We start from the raw sequence: 25,475 nt of genomic DNA, 5'->3' as shown, positions 1-25,475 counted from the left end.
CTCCCGCACCGCCGTGCTGTCAGGTCGGTCGAAGCTTAAGCCCGCTCAATGCGGCAGATGGTGCACTTGGTCTCTTGCATCAGTGTCACCGGGTCATAGCCGTAGGTGGTGGCGGTATTGGCCGCCTCACCAATGATGTACGGATCAGACCCATCCGGGTAACGGTCACGCAGGCTTTCGCCCTGGAACATGCCGCCAAAGTGGAACGGCATAAACGCTACGTTACGATCGACGCGAGGAGTGACCAGGGCTTTGACCTTCACACGGCCCCCTTCTGCCCCTTCTACCCAAACATCGTCACCATCTTTGATGCTGAGGTCGTTGGCGTCCGCCGGGTTAATTTCGACAAACATCTCCTGCTGCAGCTCGGCAAGCCACGACATGGAGCGCGTCTCTTCACCGCCACCTTCATACTCAACCAGGCGCCCAGAGGTGAGAATCATTGGATACTCGCCAGTGTTGTCGCGATCCTGAATGGTTTTGTACATGGTCGGCAGGCGCATGATGGAGTCGAAGTCGTCCCAAGTAGGGAAGCGTTCAACCAAATCGCGACGCGTGGTGTAGAGCGGCTCACGGTGCTTCGGCACTTGGTCGGGGAAAGTCCAGACCACAGCGCGTGCCTTGGCGTTGCCGTAAGGCGCGCAGCCATGCTCAATGGTGACACGCTGGATACCGCCAGAGAGGTCGGTTTTCCAGTTTTTGCCTTCCGCCGCCTGTTTCTCTTCGGCGGTCAGGTCGTCCCACCAGCCTAGGTCTTTGAGCAGTTGGTCGTTGAACTCTGGATAGCCGTCGTCGATATCGCCACCTACCGGCGCTGAACCTTCCGCCAGAAGGTTGACGCCGTCACGCTCGATACCAAAACGGGCACGGAAGCCCATGCCACCTTCCATCACCGGCACGCTGGTGTCGTAAAGGTTAGGCGAGCCTGGGTGGCCGAACTCTGGCGTGCCCCAGCAGGGCCACGGCAAGCCGTAGTAATCACCGTCCGCCGGGCCGCCCTCTGCGCGCAGATTCTCGAAGCTGAACGTGTGCCAGTTTTTCTGGTGCTCTTTGAGGCGTTCGGGGCTTTGCCCGGTGTAACCGACCGTCCACATACCGCTGTTGATTTCGCGCAGAATGTCATCGATGAGCGGCTCGTCGCCGTTCATCTGGTAGTTCTTGACCAACTCATTACCGAAGCCCAGCTTACGAGCAAACAGGTACATGATTTCGTGGTCGGGCTTGGACTCAAACAGCGGCTCAATCACGCGGTCACGCCACTGAATCGAGCGGTTAGTCGCGGTGACACTGCCTGTGGTTTCGAACTGGGTGGCCGCTGGCAGCAGATACACGCCGTCGCTGCGGTCATGCATAACCGAAGCAACGGTAGGATAAGGGTCAACGATGACCATCATCTCAAGCTTCTGCATCGCTTTTTGCATCTCGACGCCGCGAGTCTGGGAGTTAACCGCGTGGCCCCAGTAAAACATTGCTTTCAGCGCGGTACGCTGGGAGATATTCTCGTCCTCTTCGAGCACGCCATCGACCCAGCGCGATACGGTAATACCGGCAGTGTACATGGGCTTACCATCGGCATACTCGGTATCGTCATAGCGGCCTTTAAGCCACTCGTAGTCGAGATCCCACACCTGCGCCCAGTGCTGCCAGGCACCTTCCGCCAAACCGTAGTAACCAGGCAATGAATCGCAGCCAAGGCCCAGGTCGGTCGCCCCCTGTACGTTATCATGGCCACGCAGGATGTTAGCGCCGCCGCCCGCCACACCGATATTCCCCAGCGCCAACTCAAGAATGCAGTAAGCGCGGGTATTGTTGTTGCCGGTGGTGTGCTGGGTGCCGCCCATACACCAGACCACACAGCCAGGCCGGTTGTCGGAGAGGCGTTTAGCGACATCGTACATCTCGGCTTCGGGGACACCGGTGACTTCTTCTACAACGCTGGGCGGGAAGTTGGCGACTTCAGCGCGTACTTCATCCATACCGTAAACGCGCTGATTGATGTACTCGTTGTCTTCCCAGCCATTTTCAAAAATGTGCCATAACAAGCCCCAAATATATGCGACGTCCGAACCGGGACGTAGACGCACATATTTGTTGGCCTTGGCGGCAGTACGGGTAAAGCGCGGGTCAGCGACGATGATGTCGCAATTGTTGCGCTCTTTGGCGATCAGGATATGCTGCATCGCCACCGGGTGCGCTTCACTGGGGTTAGAGCCAATGAACAGAATCGCCTTGCTGTTATGCATATCGTTGAGCGAGTTGGTCATCGCTCCATAACCCCAGGTATTCGCCACGCCCGCCACAGTGGTGGAGTGGCAGATACGCGCCTGGTGATCGGTATTGTTGGTGCCCCACAGCGAGGCAAGCTTGCGCATTAAATACGCCTGCTCGTTGCTGAACTTCGCCGAGCCCAGCCAGTAAACGCTATCCGGGCCGTGCTCTTCGCGCAGCTCAAGCAGTTTGTCGCCAATCTCGTTAATGGCGTCATCCCAGCTCATACGCTCCCACTCACCCGCGACTAACTTCATTGGGTACTTGAGACGCCGCGTGGAGTGGCCGTGCTGGCGCAGCGAAGCACCTTTCGCACAGTGCGCGCCACGGTTGATAGGGTGATCAAAAGCGGGTTCCTGCTTAGTCCAAATGCCCTCTTGAACTTCAGCATACACGCCACAACCTACTGAGCAGTGGGAGCAGATGGTGCGTTTGGTCTCGACCGGCGAGTCCAGCACGGGTGTTTTATCGGCTGCTTCTGAGCGCTGCATCATGGGCGCACTCATAAAGCCAACGGCGGCCATACCGCCAGTGGCTGCACCGCTGCGTTTGAGAAACTGGCGACGGGAAATACCCAGTCCTGAGGCCTTGGGGGTGTCTGTTTTGCGAGTTAAGCGCATGGCAAATCTCCTGGCATTCCGCCGTCAGTCACGCAGCGAGGCGTAATAAGCACGGACGTGATCAGTCTCACGGTAGTTAACCGTTGGTTTTTCGTTTTTCACCGGGGCAGTGTCAGCCTGTGCCAGAGTGACATGACCGACTGCCGCCGCGGCGCCAGCAGCGGCGGTTCCCAACCCAACGGTTTTCATAAACCGACGGCGCTCAGCGTTGTGTGACGGTTGCATGGGTTTCTCCTCTTGCATGCTTTTTTATGCGGGTCTTTTTTTGCTGTTTCTTTTATGAAGCCTGCGTTAAGGCTCAAGAATACGCACTGGCGTATGGCCCGCATCAACCCTCAAGCGAGCCTGTTCGCTCTCCATAAAAGCGCTACCCAACTGCCCCAGCGCTGCATAGAAAGCGGTGTCTACCTGCCCCAGGTCGGCAAAACAGCTGGCCGCCCAGGGGGCTAAATGTTGGCTAAAGAAATAACCCTGCTCAGAGCTTTCGGCGTCGATCAGCATCGCCATCACTTCACACAGGGCAGCCAGATGATCTTCCGGATCCCGGGTATGCTCACTGCGTTCAAAACCGAGTACTTTTAGGTCTTGGCGCAGCGCCACCAGCGCCGCTTCCATCAATTCGCCGTTGCGGTACCAGGAGGCATAGGGCACAACCTCGCCTTGAATCACACCTACCAAGTGGCGAAAGTGAGCTCGCTGCAGTCCCTCAGTATTCGCACCGTTGGCCGCTACCGCCAACGCCTGCCAGCACTCAGCCAGGCGACTGCCATCTTGCTCGATGGTCAGTTCAGCCAACCAGTCGAGCAGTTCTGGATCTGGCGCTTGGCGCAGTAGCGTGGCTAATAGCCGGTAGATATCGGCGCGTAGCGCATCGGCTTCTTTGAGCGTGGGCAGTGCATCCGTCATCGGCTTATACCTTCAGTTGCGCGTCAGGGTCGCGAATCATGGTTTTCCAGACATCTTTAACCCGGCAGTCTTCGCACATTTCCAGACGGATCATCGCCTCGCCGGCAAAGTAGGGGTGATTAGCCAACTTCTGTTTAATCGTCGCTACCGTACTCACGGTGGCAAACGGCTTACCACAGCTGATGCATTCAAAGGCCGCTTCTTCGTGGCAGATGTGTCGCGTTTCGCGGGCATTGGATGCCAAGAAGCCGGGCATCAGAGTAATCGCATTTTCCGGGCAAGCCTGCTCGCACAAGCCACACTGCACACAGTCCGCTTCAAGGAAGCTCAGCGCGGGCGTTTTGCCGCCTGATTTTAATGCCGGGGTCGGGCAGTTGCTGACACAGGCGTGGCACAGCGTGCAGGCATCGCTATCGACTTGAATGGCGCCGTAGGCAGCGCCTGCCGGCACCGCAGCCCGCTCGCCGTTGGGGTTGCCCAATTCAGCCAACCGCGCGAGCACTTGATTCAAGCGCGCACGCTTTTCTGGCTCAGGCAGGCTTAGCGGTGACTCTGTCAACGGCGTGAGTGCCGGTAGCGCATCCCTGCCTGCATCATCGGCTATCTCGATCAGCTTTATGCGAGCACGGTCATGGCCTAGGGCGTCCAATAGGGCATGCGCTTGAGTGAGCTGATCGGTCAAAAAGGCACTTAAGCGGGCGGGCATATTGGGGTGCAGTTGGATACGCACTTCGGCGGCACCGGCGGCCAGAGCGGTTAGCCACTGGTCGTGCCCCGCTGCTCCCAGCTCCTCAAGCGGTGCATCGATGACATGACCTGCGGGCACTACGCCCGCTGCGCGCTCAGCATCTTGGGAATCATGGGTAATAAAACGCAGCACCGGCGCTTGACCACCCGCTTCGCGGTAGGCGCCCAGCCAAGCAGAGAGCGTATCCTGCTGGCGGCGCGTTTCCGGTAGGCGAAATTCGATAGCGCCAGTGGGACAGGCACTGGTGCAACTGCCCACGCCTTGGCAGAGAAAGGGATCAATCTCGATGTGAGATTCAATCCGCCCCTGAATGCTGGAGATGGCATCCGCGGGGCAAACATCCAAACAGCGGGTACAGCCAATGTTGCCGCTGGTAGAGTGGGCACATAAGTCGCTGTTGACCTGGAAGTAGCGCGGCTTGTCGAATTCGCCCACTAGCCCTACAAAATCGTCAAGGGTATCACTGCGTTGCTCAACGTTTTGCCACTGCATCACCACATAACCTGGCGGAGGTAACTCAACGGGTAGGCGAGGAGTGGTATTTAAATCCAGGATGAGGTCGAACGCCTCTCGCTCGATCAACGCACGGGCTAGATCAAGCGGCTCATCACCACCAATTACCGCTTTGAACATGCCCAAATGGCCGCTAATGTGCAGCTTTTCAGCCTGGGCATTAGTTAGCGCCTGGGTGGTGAGGATCTCGGTGGCAGCAAGCAAGTCGCTATCGTTTACCCCGTCGTCAACATTTGCGGCGTTGGGCGCGGTGAAAACCAGCGTCAATGAAGCCAAACCACGCCCTTGCAGAATACGCGCGGCTTGTCGGGTATCGCGCTCACTGCCGAGCAGCAGCGCATGACCACGGCTGTGATAGGTCACATTGGCAGGCGTTAGGTTAGCGGGCCACGAGATACGCTGGCGTACCGTCTCCCGAGCCTCGGCATTGCGCTGGTCGTCTAGCGACGCCAGTTGGATTCGTTGATTCATGCGCTCTCACGGTCAGTGAATAATTCTTATTATAATTTTGAGTTATACCATCTAACTATTGTGGCATAACAATGCATAGAAGCTAAGTTCAGCCTATGGCGAAATACGTATTTTGCCAAATTAATTACCGTCAACGCTGCCAACGCTGGCGACTGTTAACACACCCAATAATTTGATTTTTATAATTTTATCACTAATCTCATGTTTTCGTCTTAGTATCAGATAAATAATCAGACTGGTCGTCTAGTAAGGTGTTTTCTACAGTTTTGACACCATCATCGCGAGGTGTTGAGGAGTCGTCCTCTAGCGCGACCGGTTTCTCACTTGTTTGCTCGTTCTCTGCCAACTCTTTTGGGGACTCGGGCTCGTCTAGCGACTTATCAACCGCCTCTTCCACTTTATGCGTCCAGCGGCGCAGTTTGCTGGCGAGCTCGGAGTCCATGGGCTTTAACAGCTGATTGTAGTCGGCATCATAGTCATCCAGGCCGTCGCGAACGTTGTAGTTGCCGGTGGCCCACAGGCGTTTCAAAGCACGCCGCCGCAGGGCTCCGCTTACTCCTGGCACCATAAAGGCGCTGAAGTCGCTGCCCGCTTCCAGCGTTTCAGGGTCGGGCAAGGTGTGGTCTAAGCTGCCGGGCTTAGGTGCTGGTTCTGAAGGCGATTGTTCTGCAGGAGACTGCTCTGGTGATGCCTGCTCTGGCGCTTCCTGCGCGGCATCAGGTGAAATATCCGATTTGGCCGCCAGTTCCTCAACGGGCTCTGTAACCGGCGGCGCATCTTGCTCTTGGGGAACGTTGCGTTTTAGGCGCGACCAGCGCTCTAGGCGGCTCATTGCGGCTGCTCCTTGGTGGGGGTCTCTTTGGCGCGCCCCGCTCCTTTGCGTTTTTTCTTGCGCATCTCCATCGGCGCTTCGCCGTGGCGTGCGAGGTAGCTCTCAATCCAGACCTGAATGGCCATGGGCATTGGTGCTTCGAGCACCTGCTGCTCACCGTCCATCCAACCGGCTGCCACGTCCTGACTAGCGGTAATCGCATCAGGTTTGGGTGTTTGCCCAGTAAAACCCGCTCGCACAAATAGCCGTGGGGTGGCAGACGTCAGGTTGAAACGGTAGGCAGCACGCTCGGTCATCGACAACTGCAGGTTAAGCACATTGGGGCCCTGATCACTCAGGGTAAGCTCTGCAATACGCCACTGGGTTAGCGTAAAGCTTTTCACCTGCTTAGCCTCGGCGACCAGGGTGATACTCAGTGAACGTAAATTATCAGACATCGCGTTAAACCCCTTAGCGAAGTATCTAAGCACAGCACTTGAGCACAGTACTTAAGCGAAGCACCTAGACTTTGAACGGATAGCAGTCGAACAGGTAGACAAGTAAGCCTCTCCAGCGCCATCATCGTCAACTCTGACCTTTTTACTCAGGTATTTTATCAGGCTCAGATGCTTTCATATCAGCAGCGAGGATTGCGGATGCACGCCCTTCAGTTAAGCCGAGCCCGCTTACCGGCCACTACCGAGATCAGCATCGTTGACGAGTATGGCGATGCACGCCAGCAGGCGATTGCCGCTGAAAGAGCGTTGACGGTCTACCTCAACAAGCGTGAAATTGTCACTTTGATGACCTTGGGTGACGACCCGGAGGCTCTGGTGGTCGGCTATCTGCGCAATCAGGGGCTGCTGAACGCCGCGGCTGATTTAGAGGCCGTGCAAGTCGATTGGGAAGTAGAAGCCGCGGTAGTGATTACTCGCCATCTGCCCGAGGATTTAGAAATACGCTTAAGCACCCGTACGGTCACCACCGGCTGCGGCCAGGGCACGGTATTTGGTAAACTGCTCGACCAAACCGCTCTCACGGCGCTGCCCGATACTCAATTGGCACAATCCACGCTTTATCAGCTGCTGCAAAACCTTAACGCCTACAACGAGACCTACCGCAGCGCTGGCGCCGTTCATGGCTGCGCGCTGTGCCAGCAAACCGACGTACTCGACTTTGTTGAAGACGTAGGACGGCATAACGCGGTGGATACCTTGGCGGGGCGCCAATGGCTACAACAGGCCGACAGCGCCAATGCGGATATTTTCTACACCACCGGGAGACTGACTTCCGAAATGGTACTCAAAGTGGCACAAATGGGCATTAGCGTGCTGGTTTCTCGCTCAGGCGTCACCCAAAAAGGCGTCGAACTGGCCGAACGCTTCGGCGTGATGTTAATTGCCCGCGCCAAAGGGCGCCATTTCCAAGCGATCAACACCCAAAACCGTTTAGCCCTGGACGCTATTCCACCGCGCCCATCCCATGCCCGTTCATCGCAAGAATACCGCTCATCAAAAAAGGCAAGCTCATGATCCCTACTCACGACCTCACTGGCATGGTTCTCGCGGGCGGCGAAGGGCGCCGAATGGGCGGTCGTGACAAAGGGCTGGAGCCTTTTGCGGGCCTGCCACTCGTCGGCCATGTGGTGAAGCGCCTTGAAGGTCAGGTGGCCGAGCTACTGATTAACGCCAACCGCAATGCTGACGCCTACCGCTTTTTTGCCGATCGCGTTATAGCGGATGTTGTAATGGACGGTGCCGAAGGCGGCTTTAAAGGCCCTTTGATGGGGATCTATAGCGGCCTGCAGGCGGCAAAAACGCCGTGGCTACTGGTCGTTCCCTGCGACTCCCCCGCCCTACCTGACGATTTAGTGGCGCGCATGGTACAAGGTATTGGCCAGCATGATATCGCTGTGGCTTTTGATGGCGAACGGCTGCACCCGGTAGTTGCACTACTGCGTACCTCGCTGGCCGATGATTTGGCCGCCACCTTGGCCGAGGGCGAGCGTAAGATCGATCGTTGGTACGCTCGCCATGCTTGGTGCAAGGTTGATATGTCGGACTGCCCTGATGCCTTTGCTAACCTTAATACTGAGGAAGAGAAGCTGCACCTGGAAAAAATACTCATGGGTTCTTCGAGCAAGGAGGTGAAATGACCCTCTCCTGCTTTGATCTTGGCGAGCAGATGCTCAGCGTGGACGAAGCGCGTCAGGCGCTCGCCACCTTGATTGAACGCCCGCTGGGCAGCGAACGGATTCCGCTGGCGCAGGCTCATGGTCGCCGATTGGCCACAACCGTGAAAGCCCCCATTAACGTGCCGCAAAATACCAATGCGGCCATGGACGGCGTAGCGCTAGCCTTGCCCAGAGAAGGTGTTGGAGCCAAGCAGACCCGCTGGCCGTTGGCTGGAGAGGTGTTGGCCGGTCAGTATCGCCGCGAATTAGTACCTGCCGGTCACTGTGTACGCATCACCACCGGTGCCCCACTGCCGCCGGGCACCGATACCGTGGTGATGAGTGAACAGCTCCGCGAACCGTTAGATGAGCAGCCTGGGCATGTGATCATCGCGTCGCCAGAACTCCTCAAACACGGCCAACATGTTCGCCAGGCCGGTGAGGATATTGGTCTCGGCGACACGGCACTGCCTGCGGGAGCACGGCTCGATGCGGCGGCCCTAGGGCTTTTAGCGTCGTTAGGTTACGCAGATGTTGCCGTATGTCAGTGCCCAAGGGTGGCGATCTTTTCCACTGGCAATGAAGTCGCTGCTCCCGGTGAGCCGCTGCCCAAAGCAGGTATATACGATGCCAATCGCTTCACCCTGATGGGCTTGCTTGCCGAACACGGCGCCGATGTCATTGACCTGGGCATTCTCCCAGACGATTTAAACGCCATTAAAACGGCCCTTGAAGACGCTGCAGAGCAGAGCGATTTGGTAATCACCAGCGGCGGTGTTTCCGTTGGCCAGGCTGACTTTACCCGTGAGGCTCTGGAACAGTTAGGCCGCCTAGCCTTCTGGCGGGTAGCGCTGCGACCTGGGCGCCCCATGGCTTGCGGCTGGCTGGGTGAAAAGCGCACGCCGTTTGTTGGCTTGCCCGGCAATCCGGTGGCGGTCATGGTAACCTTTCTACAGTTTGTCTCGCCGCTGCTGGATCGGCTGTATGGGCAGCCGACATCAACACCCCATCGCCTTACTGCGATTGCCGACACCGCCATAAAAAGTCGCTTGAAGCGCACTGACTTTATCCGTGGCGTTTACCATACTGATAGCGAAGGACGGTTACTCGTGCGTAGTACCGGCGCCCAGGGTTCGGGCATTTTAACCTCGATGGTGGCTGCTAACTGCTTGATTGAGCTTGCCGACGACCAGGCAGGCGCCCAGCCAGGCGAGGTAGTCAGCATACAACCACTAACGGGATGGCTATGACCGAGCAACGACCCGCACAACCACAAGCTAATCAGCAGCGATCTGTCCAGCCAGACGCTGACCAGCAACTGATCGACGACTTTGGTCGGCGCATTAGCTACGTGCGCATCTCGGTCACCGATCGCTGCGATTTCCGCTGCGTGTACTGCATGAGCGAGGAGATGACGTTTCTGCCCCGCGCCCAGGTACTGACGCTGGAAGAGATCGCCATGGTGGCGCGCGCCTTCACTGAGTTGGGGGTCGAGAAAATTCGCCTTACCGGCGGCGAACCGCTGGTACGCCGCGGCATTGAGCAACTGGTCGATGAGATCGGCGCCATGCCAGGCCTTAACGACTTCACTATGACCACCAACGGTGCCAGCCTACGCAAGCACGCCAAGCAGCTTTACTCAAGCGGTCTGCGGCGGCTGAACATTAGTCTGGACTCGCTAAATGCGGAGCGCTTTAAGCAGCTCACCCGCACCGGCGATTTAGCCAAAGTGATCGACGGCATTCATGCCGCCCAGGAAGCGGGCTTTAAACGCATCAAGCTCAACGCGGTGATCTTAAAAGGTCGCAATGACGACGAAGTAATAGACCTGGTCACCTTTGCACGCCAGGAAAACCTCGATATTAGCTTTATCGAAGAGATGCCGCTGGGCGATGTTTCTGACCACTCACGGGCGGAAACCTTCTACTCCAGCGATGACGTTCAAGACTTGATCGAAACGCGCTATCCGCTGATCCCCACGACCGAAACCACACCCGGCCCATCGCGCTACTTCAAGATGGCCGATAGCGACAGCCGGGTTGGGTTTATTTCCCCCCATAGCCACAACTTTTGCGATACCTGTAACCGGGTGCGTGTGACCGTGGAAGGCCGCTTGCTGCTGTGCTTAGGCAACGAACACTCGGTCGATCTTCGCGCCGTGCTACGCCGTCACCCCGGTAATATGCAGGCGCTAAAAGAGGCGATCATCAACGCCCTGCCGCTTAAGCCCGAGCGCCATCACTTCACCACCGATGGCGATGTGCAGGTAGTACGCTTTATGAATATGACAGGGGGCTAGGCGTTGGCAGCGTCAGAACGGTTGGCAAAAGTGCCGGTGCATATCATTACCGGCTTTCTCGGCAGCGGTAAAACAACGCTTATCCACAGCCTCATCGAACAGAAGCCTGTGGATGAAACATGGGCCATTTTGGTCAACGAGTTTGGCCAAATCGGCATCGACCAGGCGATGTTTGATGCCCGTGACGATGTGGTGGTGAAGGGCCTTCCCGGCGGCTGCCTTTGCTGCCAGCTCGCCTTTGTACTGCAAGCGGCGCTGGTGAATTTACTCGCACGCAGCAAGCCTGATCGCGTCATCATCGAGCCCTCAGGCCTTGGCCACCCGGCAGGTCTGTTGGATCTACTGCGAGGGGAAGCCTTCCAGGAAGTGGTCGAGGTACGCGATATTATTGCTACTCTCGACCCACGCCGATTAGATGACGCCCGCTCCCGAACGCACGACACCTTCCGCGACCAGCTCGATATGGCCGATGCCGTGGCACTCACCATGCTCGACCAGAGCACGCCCGAGCAGCTCGGCGCCGCTCATGCGTTTGTGGCACAGCGCTGGCCGCCGCGTAAATGGGTGCAGGAAGCTCCCCAAGGCGAACTACCCATAGGACTGTTGACCCAGAGCGGACGCGCCGAAGGGAGCGATATCAGCGTACCCGCCAACCATCAACAGTTGGCGACAACACCCAGCTTAGCCGGGTCTTTTTTTGATTTTCCGCCCCCGCCCGGCAAGCCCCAGCGTGAAACCGGCACTTCGCTGGGCTACACCAGTACGGGGTTACGTTGGCACCCAAGCGAGCGCTTCGACCTGGATAGCTTGGCCACCTGTTTGGGAGAACTCCCCAGAGAGGCACGCATTAAAGGCGTGTTTCATACCGATAGCGGCTGGAAACGCTTTAACCGCGCCGGAGGTACGCTGAGCGTTGAAAGCAGCGCGTGGCGGCAAGACTCCCGGCTGGAAGTTATTCTTCCCGATACGAGCCCCGCTCTCGATATCGAAGGCCAACTCCGCTTACTGACGCTGGGTTAAGCGCCCGTAATCAATCTCTCGATGGCCTCTGCAGTAACCGGCCGCCCAAACAGATAGCCTTGATAAGCGTGACAGTCGTGCGCCAGTAGCCACGCCTGCTGCGCTTTGGTCTCTACGCCTTCTGCAATGACCTCTAGATTGAGGCTCTCTGCCAGGGCAATGGTACTCTCGACAATCGCTGCGTTGGCTTGGCTTTCGAGCACCTGCTGCACAAAGGATTGGTCAATTTTCAGTTGATCCAGCGGCAGTTGCGCTAAATAGGCCAGGGACGAGTAGCCGGTGCCAAAATCATCCAGAGAGAAGCGTACACCGCGCGCTTTAAGGGCAAGCATTTTATCTCTGGCGTCGTCTCGCGCTTCCACAAACAGTGACTCGGTCACCTCCAGTTTTAGCCGCTGAAGCGGCGCCTGAGTGCGCGCAAACACCCCCTCTACACGAGCCAGAAACTGCTCATCGCGAAACTGAAGCGGACTAATATTCACCGATATGGTCAGTTTGCTGAGCTGTGGATGCTGCGCCCAACGCGCTAATTGATAGCAGGCATCTTCCAATACCCATTCGCCTACATCGTTTATCAGCTCATTGCTTTCCAGCAGCGGAATGAAATCGCCTGGTGAAACAATGCCGCGTTCAGGATGATGCCAGCGCAGCAGCGCCTCAACGCCAGTGATCACGCCATGGTGATCCACTTGGGGCTGATAATAGAGCTGCCACTGCTGGCTGGCCTGCGCTTGGCGCAGATCCGCTTCTAATTTCACATGGGCCAGTAGCGCAGCCTGCATCGAGGGGTCAAAAAAGCACACGCCATGGCGGCCGTTGTTCTTAGCCTGAAAGAGCGCCATATCTACCTGCTGCAGGTAGTCATCCACGCCGTACTCATTGCTGGCCATGATCGCAATACCAATGCTCCCCGTCACCGTGATGCTCTCTTCGGCCAGAGTGATTGATTCGTTAAGAGTTGCCAGCAGCTTGTGCGCAATACGCTCTGCCAGCCGGGTGGTTTGAGCGTAATTGCTATCCACGCCTTCGATTAATACCGCAAATTCATCGCTTCCCAGCCGCGCCAAGGTATCGGTATCGCGCAACATCTGCCCTATTCGCCGAGCAACGCTCTGCAATACTTGATCCCCCGCATAGTGCCCCAGAGTGTCATTGATTTGCTTAAAGTTATCGATATCGATAAATAGCAGTGCGCCGCAACGCTGATGGCGCTGAAGCTCTTTAAGGGCATTACCTATGCGATCCATAAACAGCCGCCGGTTGGCCAACCCGGTTAAGGTGTCATAAAATGCTAACTGATGAATCTCTTGCTCAGCGGCTTTACGCTCGCTGATATCGCTCATGGTGGCCACGTAGTGAGTTAAGGTGCCCTCAACGCTGTAGACAGCGCTAATGGTTAGCCACTCGGGAAACAGTTCACCATTCTTACGCTGGTTCCATATCTCGCCTTCCCAGTTGCCGGTTTTGATAACACGCTTCCATAAACGGCGGTAAAAGGCGGCGTTTTGTAGCCCAGAGCTAAACATGCGCGGATTGTTACCCACTATCTCCGCTTCGCTATAGCCGGTAATGCGGCTAAAGGTCTCATTCACCTTAAGAATGATGCCCTGTGGATCGGTAATAAGGATGCCTAAGTGCGTCTGGAAGGCGGCAGCAGCGATTTGGGCCTCGGCACGAGCCTGTTCACGCTCCTCAATACGCTGACGCAGTTGATGCGACAACGCTAAACGATTCAGGTAGTGGCGCGCCCCCCAAGCACCCAGCAGGGCAATCACTGCCGTCACCAACATTAAAATCAAAGCACGCTGCCGCCAGGCCGAGAGCAATTCGTGAAGATCAACGCCAACCACAGCCAGCATCGGATACTCGCCAACTCTCAGCATGCGAAACAGCCGTTTTCGGCCATCAATAGGTGAGTCAATGTTGATTGACCATGTGGACTCACCACGGGTAAGCCACTCGGCCGTTTCTGGACTCTCAATTTGACTGCCAATCGAAAATGGCTTTTCGGGGGTCGGGTAGCGAGCAATAAATTTTAATCCGGGGTCGACCAGGGCAATGCTCTCGCCGTCATAGACACTCATCTGCTCCAGAGCGTCGGCAAACACTTCAGGTACAATGCTAGAGATGACCACCCCAGCAAACTCGCCGGACGAGGTTTCTAATCGTCGACCATGGTACAAATAGTAGCGTTGGTCGCTGATAGACCAGTAAAGCGGGGTAATCAGTTCTTCTTGTCCTGCTTGCTTAAAGGCATTAAACAACGTCGTATCGCTGATATCAGCACCTGCTCTTCGGCTGCTGCGGCCACTCGCCATTACTCGGCCTTCAGCGCTCAACACAGCGATTTCGTCCACCATGGGCACATACAGGGTCAGGTTTTCTAGCGAGCGCTGAAGGGCCTGGGCATTATCGCTATCTGGCATGCCTTGCAGGGTTAGCATCTCAGCAAGCCCAAAAAGCGCTTGCCCGCTTTGTGCAAATACGCCTTTTGCCCACTCAGCAACCACATTAGCGCGGGCGGTAATCCGCGACTCGGCGGCCTCAATTTCTTGCCGATACTGTTCACTCAGCAGCCAGCCGAAAAGCACCATCATGACAAGCAGTGCTAGCAGATATAGCCCAATCACATGGCGGCGCTGTTGGCGATAAGTCTTGGTGGCTTTCAATACATCATCATTTACATCATTGGAGGTAGCGGACATCGCGCAGAAGCCTTATTCAGGTAACCCAGGGGGACACCTGATACAGTGTAAAAAGTAACTAAAAATGATACATAACACGCGCTGACACGTGGCTTTATCCGATAGTGCCGCGGTGCTTTTAGGATGTATATCAGTTTTTATCACCGTTAATGCCCTGAAAAGCGTGACGTTATGCATGGATAGCCAATCTACCAGGAAATTGTTATGGCATCGCTGGGCCAAATGAGCGACTACGAGATACGCCTAATCCGTATTTTTAAGACGGTCGTTGAGTGCGGTGGCTTTACCGCGGCGGAAACCACGCTGGGCATTAGTCGTTCGGCGATTAGCCAACACATGAACGACTTGGAGGGGAGGCTGGGGTTTTCGCTCTGCCAGCGGGGGCGTGGCGGGTTTAGTTTAACCGAAGAGGGTAAAGAGATTTATCAGGCAGGGTTGACGCTACTGACCGCGCTTGAAACGTTTAAAAGCGACGTTAACGCCCTGCACCAAACGATTAAAGGCGAGCTGAATATCGGCATTACCGATAATTTGGTGACACTACCCGCCATGCACGTGACCAATGCACTGGCTGAGCTCAGCGCGCCGGAGCATGAGGTCACGCTGCATATTCATATGGAGCCTTCTGACGCGGTCATTCGAGGGGTGATGGATGGCCACTTGCACGTCGGCGTAGTGCCTGCAGTGAACCTGCCCACCAGTTTAGAAGCGCGGCACCTTTATGATGAGCCATCATATCTTTACTGTGCGGCTGGCCATCCCCTGTTTACGGAGGACGACGACACGCTCAGTGGTGCTGATATCGCCCAACACTCGGCTATTTCGCCCCGCTATCCGCTACCGGTTGAGGCCCGACAGGCGCATGATGCGCTAAGCCTTCGTGCCTCAGCATCCGACCGAGAAGGCGCCGCTTTTTTGATTCTTACCGGGCGCTTTATCGGCTTTCTGCCTGAACACGTAGCTGCACAGTGGGTGGCAGCGGGCAAGATGCGAGCGTTGCATGCCAACACGCAGCACTACCGCATCCCCTTTGTGCTGATCACCCGCCACGACCGCCGCCCCAACCGAGTGGTCGATGCGTTTCTACGCTTAATCAAAAGCAGCTAAACCCGGCAGTATGTTTAACGCTGCTCGGTTGCCTCATTGGCCATTATCGGCGCTGGCCCCGCCTGGGGCGATGACACCAACACTTGGCTTGCCACATAGTAAACAATTGCCCCCAGCGCCGAGCCGGTAAACCAGCCGTAGTCGTAGAACCAGTTCATGGTGCCAGTTAACAGCGATAGCAACGTAAGCGCCACCGGCACGCCAAAGGCGATAAAACCCGCGATGTTCACCGCAGGATAAGCATGGTTATCCATATACAGGCTGGGCACATCCAAACGCTGCTTTTTGATCAGGAAGTAGTCCACCGCCATGATGCCCGCGATGGGCCCCAGCAGGCTGGAGTAACCCAGCAGCCAGTTGGAGTACATCTGCTCCAGAGAAACCCCTGGCGGAATAACGCCCGCTTTTTGCAGCAGATCGTAGCCCATCAACAACACGCCCACCGCGCCAGTCATCAGCACGCCGCGCGTCTGGTTAATCAATTTGGGCGCAATGTTCTGAAAATCGTTGGTAGGCGACACGATGTTAGAAGCCGTATTGGTAGAGATCGTGGCGATAATGATCAACAGCATCGCCAGTACCACCCAGAAGGGGCTGTCGATATAGCCAATCAAACGTACCGGGTCGGCAACGGTTTCCCCTACCAGCGTTTCGGAAGCAGCGGTTAACACGACACCGAGTGCGGCAAAGAAAAACATCGTTAGCGGCAGCCCAATCACCTGACCAACGATCTGATCTTTTTGGCTTTTGGCAAAGCGACTGAAATCGGGAATATTCAGCGACAGCGTGGCCCAAAAACCCACCATGGCGGTTAAGCCCGCGAAGAAGTAGCCGTATACCGATGCCCCTTCAGGCCGCGACGGCGGCTGTGCCAGTAGTTCGGACATCGACATATTTGGCCACGCCCATATCATCAGCCCAACACCAACGGCTAACAGCAGCGGTGCGGCGAAGGTTTCCAACCATTTAATCGACTCTGCACCACGAATCACCACATAGAGATTCATCGCACCAAAGACAAAAAAGCCGATGACTTCACCAACACCGCCCATCGCAGCCCAAGCGGGAATCAACTCGGAGAGCAACAGATGAATGGCCAAACCGCCAAACATGGTTTGAATACCAAACCAGCCGCAGCCGACCAGGGCGCGCACCAGACAGGGTACGTTGGAACCTAAAATACCGAACGAAGAGCGTAAAACCACCGGAAAAGGAATACCAAACTTCGTACCGGGAAAGGCGTTTAAGGTAAGAGGAATCAGCACGATCACGTTGGCCAACAAAATGGCAAACAACGCCTCCCCCACGCTCAGCCCGAAGTAGGCGGTTAATACCCCGCCTAGGGTGTAGGTGGGCACGCAGATCGACATGCCTACCCAGAGTGCCGCAATATTCCACTTACTCCAGGTGCGCTCGCTGGCCTGGGTAGGCGCAATATCCTCATTAAAGCGCGAACTACTGCGTACATCGTCCCCTACATCTAGCTCTATCAGCCCACCTCGATCCACCATCTGAGAGGTTGTTTCGGTCATTTTTTATCTCCTCAGCATTGCGTTATTGCGCTGCCTAGCTCCCACGGCCAGTGGAGCTTTTCAAAAAGGCGCTTAGAAATCATGGCTTTTAGAAACCATTGTTTTTCAAAACCATCGTTCTTAGAAACCATAGCTTTTAGAAAACAAGCAATAAGCATGCCTACTTGAAAAAGCAGGTCAATTAACTCATTGATTAAAAAGCTGCCTTCATGGACAACATTATTATTGTTAGCTTGTTATCTTTATATTTTCCCCACCTAAAACAAAAACCAACTAAACAAAGCTAGATCAAAAAAAATATTTGCACCAATTTCAAACAGAAAAAAACCAAAAACACTCGCTAGAAATATACCAAACCAATGATTTTAAAAGAATAAAAAAACCATCCAAAACAGTGCAAGACCTCACCAAAAAAGTGAATATCACCAAATGGAACAATAAAAATAAGCAAACTCAATGAGTTAAAGACGATTTAACAAATCTCCTTTAAAGACTTGCTAAAACCACCTACCCAGCGCTACTTTCAACAAAAGCTGTCTATTTCGTCAGCTTTACAAAACTAGTTTCAAGAACACTACAAACATACGCTACACATCAACAATCAGAGGGAGCGTCTCATGCAGAATATGAAAATCGGGTTGATTCAGTTGGGCCTGAAAACCAGCACCGATCTTGAACCAGAAGCTATTCGCGACGCCATGAACGAGGCACATCTGCCAATGATTCAGCAAGCGGCTGACCAGGGCGTGCAGGTGCTTTGCTTCCAGGAAGTGTTTAACCAGCCCTACTTTTGCCCCAGCCAGGACGGCAAGTGGTACGCCGCCGCCGAGCGGGTACCGGAAGGCCCTACCTGCCAGATGATGCAGAAGCTCGCCGCCGAGCACCGCATGGTGATCATCGTGCCGGTGTATGAAGAGACTGAAACCGGTGTTTACTACAACACCGCAGCGGTATTCGACGCTGACGGCAGTTACTTAGGCAAGTACCACAAAACCCATATTCCCCAAGTAGCCGGTTTTTGGGAAAAATTCTTCTTCAAGCCGGGAAAATCCAACTGGCCAGTGTTCGATACTGCCTACGGCAAAATCGGCGTATATATCTGCTACGACCGTCACTTCCCCGAAGGCTGGCGGGCGCTTGCTCTCAACGGCGCTGAGGTGATTTTCAACCCTTCCGCCACCGTGGCCGGTCTTTCCCAATACCTGTGGGAGTTAGAGCAACCTGCCTCTGCCGCCGCCAATGGCTGCTTTATCGCTGCGATCAATCGAGTTGGAACCGAGGCGCCGTGGAACATCGGCGACTTTTACGGCTCCAGCTATATCGTTAACCCCCGCGGCAAAATCGAAGCTCAGGCCAGCGAAACAGAAGACGAGCTGCTGGTGCACGAGATCGATTTGGACATGGTGCGGGAGGTACGCAACAACTGGCAGTTCTTCCGCGACCGTCGCCCGGAAACCTATACCCGCCTGACCGACGGTGAATGATTCTGCTGGTAAAAAACAGGTTGCTGGTTAAGTTTTCTATTTAAAAACAACAGGAGCGAACGATGAGCTTATTAATCAAGGGCGGCACCGTGGTCACCCACGCCGATACCTACCGCGCAGACGTACTGTGTGTCGACGGTAAAATCCATGCGATTGGCACCGATCTAGATGTCCCTGAAGGGTGTGAAATTGTCGATGCCAGCGATCAACTGGTGATGCCCGGCGGTATCGATCCCCATACGCACATGCAACTGCCGTTCATGGGCACCGTGGCCAGCGAAGATTTCTATACCGGCACCGCCGCGGCCTTGGCCGGGGGCACCACTTCGATCATCGACTTCGTAATCCCACAGCCAGGTCAGTCGCTCCTTGAGGCCTTCGAAACCTGGCAAGGCTGGGCGGAAAAAGCCGCCACCGATTTTGCCTTCCACGTGGCGATTACCTGGTGGGACGATAGCGTGCGAGAGGAAATGGGCACCCTGGTTCATGAACACGGGGTGAACAGCTTCAAACACTTTATGGCCTACAAGGGCGCGATCATGGCCACTGATGACATTCTGGTGGAAAGCTTCTCGCGCTGTCTGGAGCTAGGCGCGGTGCCTACGGTTCACGCCGAAAACGGTGAGCTGGTCTACCACATGCAGCAAAAACTGCTCGCCCAGGGCATGACCGGGCCGGAAGCCCATCCGCTTTCGCGCCCACCCCAGGTGGAAGGCGAAGCGGCCAGCCGGGCGATTCGCATTGCCAGCACCCTGGGCGCACCGATCTATCTGGTTCACGTGTCCACCAAAGATGCCGTCGATGAAATTGCCTACGCCCGCCAGCAGGGTCATCCGGTTTATGGCGAATGCTTAGCCGGGCACCTGCTCATCGACGATAGCGTCTACCAGGATACCGACTGGGGCCGCGCCGCTGCCCACGTGATGAGCCCGCCCTTCCGGCCCAAGGGCCACCAGGAAGCGCTCTGGCACGGCTTGCAGTCGGGCAATCTGCAAACCACCGCCACCGACCACTGCTGTTTCTGTGCCGATCAGAAAGCCGCGGGCAAGGATGACTTTACTAAAATCCCCAACGGCACCGCTGGCGTGGAAGACCGCCTCGCCGTGTTGTGGGATGAAGGCGTCAACACCGGCAAGCTGTCGCCCCAGGAGTTTGTCGCGCTGACATCGACCAACACCGCCAAGATTTTCAACCTCTACCCGCGCAAAGGGGCGATTCAAGTAGGTTCCGATGCAGATATCGTGGTGTGGGATCCCAACGGCACCCGGACGATTTCTGCCAAAACCCACCACCAGAACGTCGATTTCAACATTTTCGAGGGCAAAACGGTGCGCGGCATTGCCCGTCACACCATTAGCAAGGGCAAATGGGTGTGGCGGGATGGTGAGCTGCGTGCCGAGCGCGGTGCGGGCCGCTATTTGGAGCGCCCCGCCTACCCCGGTGTCTTCGAATTGCTGGCCAAGCGCGCCGAGCTGAATGCGCCGATGGCCGTAAAAAGATAACAGCTGTGCCCATAACAACAGCGGAGGCTTTACTGTGACTAGCCCACTGAACCACCTACCCAGCGCAAAAGAGGTCGGCACCTACGACCCGGATACGCTGGCAAGCAACTTTAGCGACCTACATCCGCCGCTGACCCATCGCCAGGCGATGATCGAAAGTCAGCGTTGTCTCTATTGCTTTGATGCGCCCTGCGTCGAGGCTTGCCCGTCGGATATTGATATTCCCAGCTTTATTCGCCAGATCAGCGAGAACAATATCAACGGCGCGGCGGAAACCATTCTGGAAGCCAACATTTTAGGCGGCAGCTGCGCCCGGGTGTGCCCCACGGAAATTCTTTGCGAGCGTAGCTGCGTGCGCAACCACGACGCCGAATGCCAGCCGGTGCTGATCGGTTTGCTGCAGCGTCATGCCACCGACCATATGCAGTTCGACGGCCACCCCTTCAAACGCGCCACTTCTACCGGCAGTCATGTGGCCGTGGTCGGCGCCGGACCTGCCGGGCTCTCCTGCGCGCACCGACTGGCGATGCTCGGTCATCAGGTGACCATCTTTGAAGCCGAACAAAAGCCTGGCGGGCTGAACGAGCACGGCATCGCCCGCTACAAAATGACCGACGACTTCGCCCGCAAGGAAGTGGAATTCTTGCTTGAGATCGGTGGCATCGAGATCCAGTACGACCAACGGCTGGGCGCAAACCTGGAGCTTGCTACGCTCCATAATCAGTACGATAGCGTGTTTCTCAGCTTGGGCCTGGGCGCTAGCCGTGCCCTGGGTTTAACCGGGGAACAAGCACCCGGTCTGATGCCTGCGGTGGACTACATCAAGGTTCTCCGCCAGACCGACGATCTGGGCAGCCTTGCGGTGGCCAAACGCTGTATCGTGATTGGCGCGGGCAATACCGCTATCGATATGGCCACCCAAATGGCCCGCTTAGGCGCTACGGAGGTAACGCTGGTTTACCGTCGCGGCATTGAAGCCATGTCCGCCACCGACCATGAACAAGAGATTGCCAAAGCCAACGGCGTGCGGATGGTGACCTGGGCCCAGCCCGACGAGATTCTGCTGGATGATCAAGGCCGCGTGACGGGCATGCGCTTTGCCAAGACCCATGATCAAGCGGGCCGCTTAACCCCTACTGGAGAAACCTTTGAGATCGCCGCCGATGCTGTCTTCACCGCCATCGGCCAAGGCTTCGAAGGCGCGAGCCTAAGCGATACCACCGCCGCTGAGCTTGCCCGGGACGGCGAGCGCATTCACGTTAATGAGATGTTCCAAACCTCACTGCCCAATGTGTATGCCGGTGGCGACTGTGTGAAGCCCGGTCAAGACCTTACCGTTCAGGCCGTGCAACACGGCAAACTGGCGGCTCACGCCATTCATCAGGCGCTTGTTGCCAAGCAGGAGGCCGCATGAACACACTCACTTTTACACCACCGGGTAAGAAAGACAGCGGTGACAGCGTGGTTAATGGCGTTGATCTATCGGTTAACTTTGCTGGCATTAAAGCCCCCAATCCATTCTGGCTGGCCTCTGCACCGCCCACCGATAAAGCCTACAACGTGGTACGCGCCTATGAAGCTGGCTGGGGCGGCGTGGTATGGAAAACCCTTGGCGAAGAGCCGCCTGCGGTGAATGTCTCCTCCCGCTACTCAGCCCACTACGGAAAAAACCGCGAGGTGATCGGCTTTAACAATATCGAGCTGATTACCGACCGCTCGCTGGAGATCAACCTTAAAGAAATCACTCAGGTGAAAAAGGACTGGCCCGATCGTGCGCTGATCGTTTCCATTATGGTGCCCTGTAATGAAGAAGCCTGGGCCTACATTCTGCCGCTAGTGGAAGCCACTGGCGCGGACGGCATCGAGCTCAACCTGGGTTGCCCCCACGGAATGCCGGAGCGCGGCATGGGCGCGGCGGTGGGCCAAAACCCCGACCTGATCGAGAAAGTCACCTACTGGTGCAAGAAGCATTACTCCAAACCGGTAATCGTCAAACTCACACCTAATATCACCGATATTCGCGTCGGTGCCCAAGCAGCACTGCGGGGTGGGGCCGACGCGGTATCGCTGATCAATACCATCAACTCGATTACCAGTATCGACCTGGACAATATGGTCGCCAAGCCCACCGTCGGCCACCAGAGCACTCACGGCGGCTACTGCGGTAGCGCTGTCAAACCCATCGCGATGAACATGGTGGCGGAAATCGCCCGTGATCCGTCCACTCCAACGCTACCCATCTCCGGCATTGGCGGCATTTCCACCTGGCGGGATGCGGCGGAGTTTATCGCCCTAGGTGCCGGCAGCGTGCAGGTGTGTACGGCAGCGATGCTCAACGGCTTTAGGATTGTGGAGGAGATGAAAGACGGCCTCTCTCGCTGGATGGCGGAAAAAGGCTACGACTCCATCGAGGCGTTCTCCCGTAAGGCGATACCGCAAACCACCGACTGGAAACACCTAGACATCAACTTCAAAACCATCGCGAAGATCGACCAGGATCTATGCATCGAATGTGGCCGCTGCTATATCGCCTGCGAGGATACCTCCCACCAGTCGATTGCCAAGCTCACCGAGCAGGACGGATCGCGCCGCTATGAAGTGATCGAAGAGGAGTGTGTGGGCTGCAACCTGTGCCAGATAACCTGCCCAGTGGAGAACTGCATCACCATGGTGCCCCAGGAGACCGGCCAACCCTTCCTGGCCTGGGATAACGACCCACGCAATCCTTTCCGGGTCGCCTCTTAACCTCTTTACCCTCTTTTTTTTAAACAGCCGTTAGCGCTACCCACCGCCCTCAGTTTGTGAGGGCGGTCGCGTTTTCTGCAACATACTGTTCCATCACCCAGTAGCGACAAAAGTCAGCATCCTTGAGAACATGAGAAAATATCGCATATAAAATTCTTTCTCACAAAAGGAAACCCAATGAAGTTCGCTACCACTACCACCGCTATACTCTTAGCAACTGCCAGCGCCACCGCGAGCGCCGACCAGCGAATCGCCACCTTCGACTTAGGCAGCCTGGATACGCTGGATGCACTAGGTTTAAACGAGCAGGTAGTGGGTGTACCGAAAGCCAGCCTGCCTGGCTATCTTGAGCAGTATGCAGCCGATGACGTCACCGATATTGGCGGCCTGCGCTCACCGGATATGGATGCCCTTGGCGAAAGCGAGCCTAGCCTGATTCTTTACACTGGCCGCCAGGGTGAGTGGGAAGAGGGGCTTGGCAAAATCGCCCCGCTGCTCAACACCAGCCTACAGGGTGACGACTACCTAGCTACTTTTGACGCCAATGTACGCGAACTAGCGAGTCGTTTAGCAGTGGAAAGCAAAGCCGAAGAGGCGCTTGGTACACTGCATGCCGAGATTGAGACCCAGCGCGAAGCGCTAAGCAACGCTCCTCGCACGCTGGTGGTAACCCACAACGGCGGCAATCTGATGCTGAATCAGCACCCGGTCGTTCACGACGTACTGGGCATTGCAGCATTAGAGATGCCCGAAAGTGTCACTTCTGAAACCCGCGGTACCCGTACCTTTACCCCGCTTTCTCCTGAGGCGATTAGCGAAATTGATCCGCAGGTCGTACTGGTGATTGATCGCAGCGCCGCGATTGGCGATGAACCCGCCGACGCGGATGCCTTAGCGCAAACGCTCTTAGATGCGGGAGCTGAGAAAGCGCGGGTCATTATGCTAACGCCCGCGCTGTGGTACCTCTCCGGCGGCGGCCTGCAGAGTCTGGCGCTACAGGTTGAAGAAGTTGCAGTAGCACTAAACTCGTCAGGTAACTAAGCGCTCACTCCCCCCCTCTTACAGCAATGGCGGAGGGGGAACGCAGCCTAAGCGGCGAGAAACGCTGGCTTAAAAAGCTTCCCAATCATCTTCAGCGCTAGCCGTGGTTAGGCTACGCGTCGCTGGCCGCATCAGCGCTGGTGTCTGTTGAGATGAGTGTTGTGGCGTGTGCTGGGGCGAGGTAAGCGGGGCGTGTTGCGTACGGCTCTCCCCCTCAGTTAAACGAAAAGCCGAGACAACGCTTTCAAGCCGCGCCGCCTGTTCTTCCAACGAGCTGGCCGCTGACGACGCCTGCTGAACCAGGGCCGCGTTCTGCTGGGTCACTTCATCCATTTGGGCAACCGCTTGGTTGACCTGCTCAATACCCGAACTCTGCTCCTGAGAAGCCGCGGAGATTTCATCCATAATATCGGTCACCCGGCGCACAGAGGAGACCACATCCCGCATCGTAGCACCGGCGCTTTCGACTAATGCTGAGCCCTCTTTCACCTGGGTGGATGACGCCTCAATCAGTGCTTTGATCTCTTTGGCGGCATCGGCACTGCGGCTGGCCAGGTTACGCACTTCACTCGCCACCACGGCAAAACCACGACCCTGTTCGCCTGCCCGCGCTGCTTCCACAGAAGCATTGAGTGCCAAGATATTGGTTTGAAAGGCGATAGAGTCGATAACGGTAATAATATCCGCCACTTTTTGCGAGCTGCTAGAAATACCGTGCATGGTGGTAATTACTTGCTCAACCACTTCACCACCATTGCTTGCAGTGCTTGAGGCATCGTTCGCCAACTGGCTGGCCTGGCGGGCATTATCGGCATTCTGTTTAACGGTAGCGGTTAACTGCTCCATGCTGGCGGCGGTTTCCTGCAGGGAAGACGCCTGCTGCTCGGTACGCGAGGATAGATCCGAGTTACCACTGGCAATCTCACGCGCCCCGATATGAATCGAGCCGCTGCTATCGCGTACCTCAGAAACGGTTTTAACCAAATTACTTTGCATATGCTGCATAGCACTAAACAGCTTGCCGATCTCATTGCTACCACGGTCATCTACTTTACCAGAGAGATCATTTTGGGCAATACGCTCAAAATGCTCCACTGCTTCGTTTAGTGGTTTTACAATAGAGCCCACCATCGCGATGCGAACAAACAGAACGATTAACGCGGCAATCAAAAGTACAGCGATATCAATATAAGTAAGAAACTGCATGCCGCTCTCATAATCGGCAATCATCGACTTGTTTCGTTCAGCCCGATGATCATTGTAAGCACTAACCTGGATTTCTCATAGCACCTCAGCCAGTACCGCACTCAGGCTAACACCGCTAAACACCTATTGGCTCGACTTACATCGGCTACTTTTTAACCACTTTTCGTCGTTCAGACACACCTCCCCCTTCCCCCCATTGCGTCGGGCCGGGGGAGCCCGAGCAGTCAGTTCGGCACCAACCGCCTGACGAGATCGGATAGCGCCGTTTTATAGGGGTAGCTGTCACTCATGAGTACGCGGATTCGGCGCGTATTGCGGATGATG

At 56.0% G+C, this 25,475-nt stretch carries 19 protein-coding genes and 1 pseudogene; 11 read left to right on the top strand and 9 right to left on the bottom strand.

The genetic code is table 11. From position 1 onward, the window contains the following. Positions 1 to 35: 35 nt before the first annotated feature. From HALA3H3_RS11880 to HALA3H3_RS11855, 6 genes are all read right to left on the bottom strand, one after another. On the bottom strand, positions 36 to 2,888 hold the full coding sequence (locus HALA3H3_RS11880) for a molybdopterin-dependent oxidoreductase (protein ID WP_009285876.1): 2,853 nt from the start codon (positions 2,886 to 2,888) through the stop codon (positions 36 to 38). 24 nt (positions 2,889 to 2,912) lie between these two features. After that, positions 2,913 to 3,113 (bottom strand): twin-arginine translocation signal domain-containing protein, encoded by a 201-nt coding sequence (locus HALA3H3_RS11875; RefSeq protein WP_022521831.1) that lies wholly within the window; start codon positions 3,111 to 3,113, stop codon positions 2,913 to 2,915. Positions 3,114 to 3,179: 66 nt separating this feature from the next. Beyond that, positions 3,180 to 3,794: a TorD/DmsD family molecular chaperone gene (locus HALA3H3_RS11870; RefSeq protein WP_022521830.1), complete on the bottom strand. Its 615-nt coding sequence runs from the start codon at positions 3,792 to 3,794 to the stop codon at positions 3,180 to 3,182. Between the two features lie 4 nt (positions 3,795 to 3,798). Continuing rightward, complete coding sequence (locus HALA3H3_RS11865; protein ID WP_022521829.1) at positions 3,799 to 5,526, bottom strand: 4Fe-4S dicluster domain-containing protein; 1,728 nt, start codon at positions 5,524 to 5,526, stop codon at positions 3,799 to 3,801. Positions 5,527 to 5,725: 199 nt separating this feature from the next. Further along, complete coding sequence (locus HALA3H3_RS11860) at positions 5,726 to 6,358, bottom strand: DUF3306 domain-containing protein (protein WP_022521828.1); 633 nt, start codon at positions 6,356 to 6,358, stop codon at positions 5,726 to 5,728. After that, positions 6,355 to 6,795 carry a DUF3305 domain-containing protein gene (locus HALA3H3_RS11855; protein ID WP_022521827.1) on the bottom strand — a complete coding sequence of 147 codons (441 nt, stop codon included), beginning with the start codon at positions 6,793 to 6,795 and terminating at the stop codon, positions 6,355 to 6,357. Before HALA3H3_RS11855 ends, HALA3H3_RS11860 begins: the two co-directional genes overlap by 4 nt. Before the next feature lie 198 nt (positions 6,796 to 6,993). Between HALA3H3_RS11855 and HALA3H3_RS11850 the strand changes: the two genes are divergently transcribed. From HALA3H3_RS11850 to HALA3H3_RS11830, 5 genes are read left to right on the top strand one after another with little or no spacing between them, the layout of a single operon-like run. Then, positions 6,994 to 7,869: a formate dehydrogenase accessory sulfurtransferase FdhD gene (locus tag HALA3H3_RS11850; protein ID WP_022521826.1), complete on the top strand. Its 876-nt coding sequence runs from the start codon at positions 6,994 to 6,996 to the stop codon at positions 7,867 to 7,869. Next, complete coding sequence (gene mobA / locus HALA3H3_RS11845; protein ID WP_022521825.1) at positions 7,866 to 8,492, top strand: molybdenum cofactor guanylyltransferase MobA; 627 nt, start codon at positions 7,866 to 7,868, stop codon at positions 8,490 to 8,492. The genes HALA3H3_RS11850 and mobA overlap by 4 nt, the downstream gene beginning before the upstream one ends. Further along, on the top strand, positions 8,489 to 9,760 hold the full coding sequence (gene moeA / locus HALA3H3_RS11840; RefSeq protein ID WP_022521824.1) for a molybdopterin molybdotransferase MoeA: 1,272 nt from the start codon (positions 8,489 to 8,491) through the stop codon (positions 9,758 to 9,760). The genes mobA and moeA overlap by 4 nt, the downstream gene beginning before the upstream one ends. After that, on the top strand, positions 9,757 to 10,809 hold the full coding sequence (moaA, locus tag HALA3H3_RS11835; protein WP_022521823.1) for a GTP 3',8-cyclase MoaA: 1,053 nt from the start codon (positions 9,757 to 9,759) through the stop codon (positions 10,807 to 10,809). Before moeA ends, moaA begins: the two co-directional genes overlap by 4 nt. Before the next feature lie 3 nt (positions 10,810 to 10,812). Next, on the top strand, positions 10,813 to 11,829 hold the full coding sequence (locus tag HALA3H3_RS11830) for a CobW family GTP-binding protein (protein ID WP_022521822.1): 1,017 nt from the start codon (positions 10,813 to 10,815) through the stop codon (positions 11,827 to 11,829). Here the strand turns inward: HALA3H3_RS11830 and HALA3H3_RS11825 are convergent. Next, positions 11,826 to 14,534, bottom strand: coding sequence for a bifunctional diguanylate cyclase/phosphodiesterase (locus HALA3H3_RS11825; protein WP_022521821.1), 2,709 nt, complete (start codon positions 14,532 to 14,534; stop codon positions 11,826 to 11,828). The genes HALA3H3_RS11830 and HALA3H3_RS11825 overlap by 4 nt on opposite strands. A gap of 204 nt (positions 14,535 to 14,738) precedes the next feature. Here HALA3H3_RS11825 and HALA3H3_RS11820 point away from each other — a divergent pair, with 204 nt between their 5' ends. Further along, positions 14,739 to 15,641, top strand: coding sequence for a LysR family transcriptional regulator (locus HALA3H3_RS11820; protein WP_022521820.1), 903 nt, complete (start codon positions 14,739 to 14,741; stop codon positions 15,639 to 15,641). Between the two features lie 14 nt (positions 15,642 to 15,655). Here the strand turns inward: HALA3H3_RS11820 and HALA3H3_RS11815 are convergent, their stop codons facing one another. Then, complete coding sequence (locus tag HALA3H3_RS11815) at positions 15,656 to 17,173, bottom strand: NCS1 family nucleobase:cation symporter-1 (RefSeq protein ID WP_022521819.1); 1,518 nt, start codon at positions 17,171 to 17,173, stop codon at positions 15,656 to 15,658. 617 nt (positions 17,174 to 17,790) lie between these two features. On the opposite strand from HALA3H3_RS11815, the gene HALA3H3_RS11810 reads away from it, so the two are divergent. From HALA3H3_RS11810 to HALA3H3_RS11790, 5 genes are all read left to right on the top strand, one after another. Then, on the top strand, positions 17,791 to 18,657 hold the full coding sequence (locus HALA3H3_RS11810; RefSeq protein WP_022521817.1) for a nitrilase-related carbon-nitrogen hydrolase: 867 nt from the start codon (positions 17,791 to 17,793) through the stop codon (positions 18,655 to 18,657). 62 nt (positions 18,658 to 18,719) lie between these two features. Further along, on the top strand, positions 18,720 to 20,159 hold the full coding sequence (gene hydA, locus HALA3H3_RS11805; RefSeq protein ID WP_009285886.1) for a dihydropyrimidinase: 1,440 nt from the start codon (positions 18,720 to 18,722) through the stop codon (positions 20,157 to 20,159). 34 nt (positions 20,160 to 20,193) lie between these two features. Then, on the top strand, positions 20,194 to 21,573 hold the full coding sequence (locus tag HALA3H3_RS11800; protein ID WP_022521816.1) for an NAD(P)-dependent oxidoreductase: 1,380 nt from the start codon (positions 20,194 to 20,196) through the stop codon (positions 21,571 to 21,573). Next, complete coding sequence (gene preA / locus HALA3H3_RS11795; protein ID WP_022521815.1) at positions 21,570 to 22,904, top strand: NAD-dependent dihydropyrimidine dehydrogenase subunit PreA; 1,335 nt, start codon at positions 21,570 to 21,572, stop codon at positions 22,902 to 22,904. The genes HALA3H3_RS11800 and preA overlap by 4 nt, the downstream gene beginning before the upstream one ends. A gap of 177 nt (positions 22,905 to 23,081) precedes the next feature. Continuing rightward, entirely contained in the window at positions 23,082 to 23,945 is an 864-nt protein-coding gene (locus HALA3H3_RS11790) for an ABC transporter substrate-binding protein (protein ID WP_022521814.1), read from the top strand. 69 nt (positions 23,946 to 24,014) lie between these two features. On the opposite strand, the pseudogene HALA3H3_RS11785 reads toward HALA3H3_RS11790, so the two are convergent. Next, a pseudogene (locus HALA3H3_RS11785) lies at positions 24,015 to 25,214 on the bottom strand (methyl-accepting chemotaxis protein); the annotation flags it as partial. Positions 25,215 to 25,475 lie beyond the last annotated feature (261 nt).

This window comes from Halomonas sp. A3H3 (assembly GCF_000982975.1).
In the GTDB taxonomy this organism is placed as follows: domain Bacteria; phylum Pseudomonadota; class Gammaproteobacteria; order Pseudomonadales; family Halomonadaceae; genus Vreelandella; species Vreelandella titanicae.
This window is presented reverse-complemented; position numbering and strand designations above follow the sequence as displayed.

Excerpts from the sequence above, each read along its gene's own strand:
- HALA3H3_RS11880 (WP_009285876.1), bottom strand. The coding sequence starts at position 2,888 with ATGCGCTTAACTCGCAAAACAGACACCCCCAAGGCCTCAGGACTGGGT.
- HALA3H3_RS11875 (WP_022521831.1), bottom strand. The coding sequence starts at position 3,113 with ATGCAACCGTCACACAACGCTGAGCGCCGTCGGTTTATGAAAACCGTT.
- HALA3H3_RS11870 (WP_022521830.1), bottom strand. The coding sequence starts at position 3,794 with ATGACGGATGCACTGCCCACGCTCAAAGAAGCCGATGCGCTACGCGCC.
- HALA3H3_RS11865 (WP_022521829.1), bottom strand. The coding sequence starts at position 5,526 with ATGAATCAACGAATCCAACTGGCGTCGCTAGACGACCAGCGCAATGCC.
- HALA3H3_RS11860 (WP_022521828.1), bottom strand. The coding sequence starts at position 6,358 with ATGAGCCGCCTAGAGCGCTGGTCGCGCCTAAAACGCAACGTTCCCCAA.
- HALA3H3_RS11855 (WP_022521827.1), bottom strand. The coding sequence starts at position 6,795 with ATGTCTGATAATTTACGTTCACTGAGTATCACCCTGGTCGCCGAGGCT.
- HALA3H3_RS11850 (WP_022521826.1), top strand. The coding sequence starts at position 6,994 with ATGCACGCCCTTCAGTTAAGCCGAGCCCGCTTACCGGCCACTACCGAG.
- mobA (WP_022521825.1), top strand. The coding sequence starts at position 7,866 with ATGATCCCTACTCACGACCTCACTGGCATGGTTCTCGCGGGCGGCGAA.
- moeA (WP_022521824.1), top strand. The coding sequence starts at position 8,489 with ATGACCCTCTCCTGCTTTGATCTTGGCGAGCAGATGCTCAGCGTGGAC.
- moaA (WP_022521823.1), top strand. The coding sequence starts at position 9,757 with ATGACCGAGCAACGACCCGCACAACCACAAGCTAATCAGCAGCGATCT.
- HALA3H3_RS11825 (WP_022521821.1), bottom strand. The coding sequence starts at position 14,534 with ATGTCCGCTACCTCCAATGATGTAAATGATGATGTATTGAAAGCCACC.
- HALA3H3_RS11820 (WP_022521820.1), top strand. The coding sequence starts at position 14,739 with ATGGCATCGCTGGGCCAAATGAGCGACTACGAGATACGCCTAATCCGT.
- HALA3H3_RS11815 (WP_022521819.1), bottom strand. The coding sequence starts at position 17,173 with ATGACCGAAACAACCTCTCAGATGGTGGATCGAGGTGGGCTGATAGAG.
- HALA3H3_RS11810 (WP_022521817.1), top strand. The coding sequence starts at position 17,791 with ATGCAGAATATGAAAATCGGGTTGATTCAGTTGGGCCTGAAAACCAGC.
- hydA (WP_009285886.1), top strand. The coding sequence starts at position 18,720 with ATGAGCTTATTAATCAAGGGCGGCACCGTGGTCACCCACGCCGATACC.
- preA (WP_022521815.1), top strand. The coding sequence starts at position 21,570 with ATGAACACACTCACTTTTACACCACCGGGTAAGAAAGACAGCGGTGAC.
- HALA3H3_RS11790 (WP_022521814.1), top strand. The coding sequence starts at position 23,082 with ATGAAGTTCGCTACCACTACCACCGCTATACTCTTAGCAACTGCCAGC.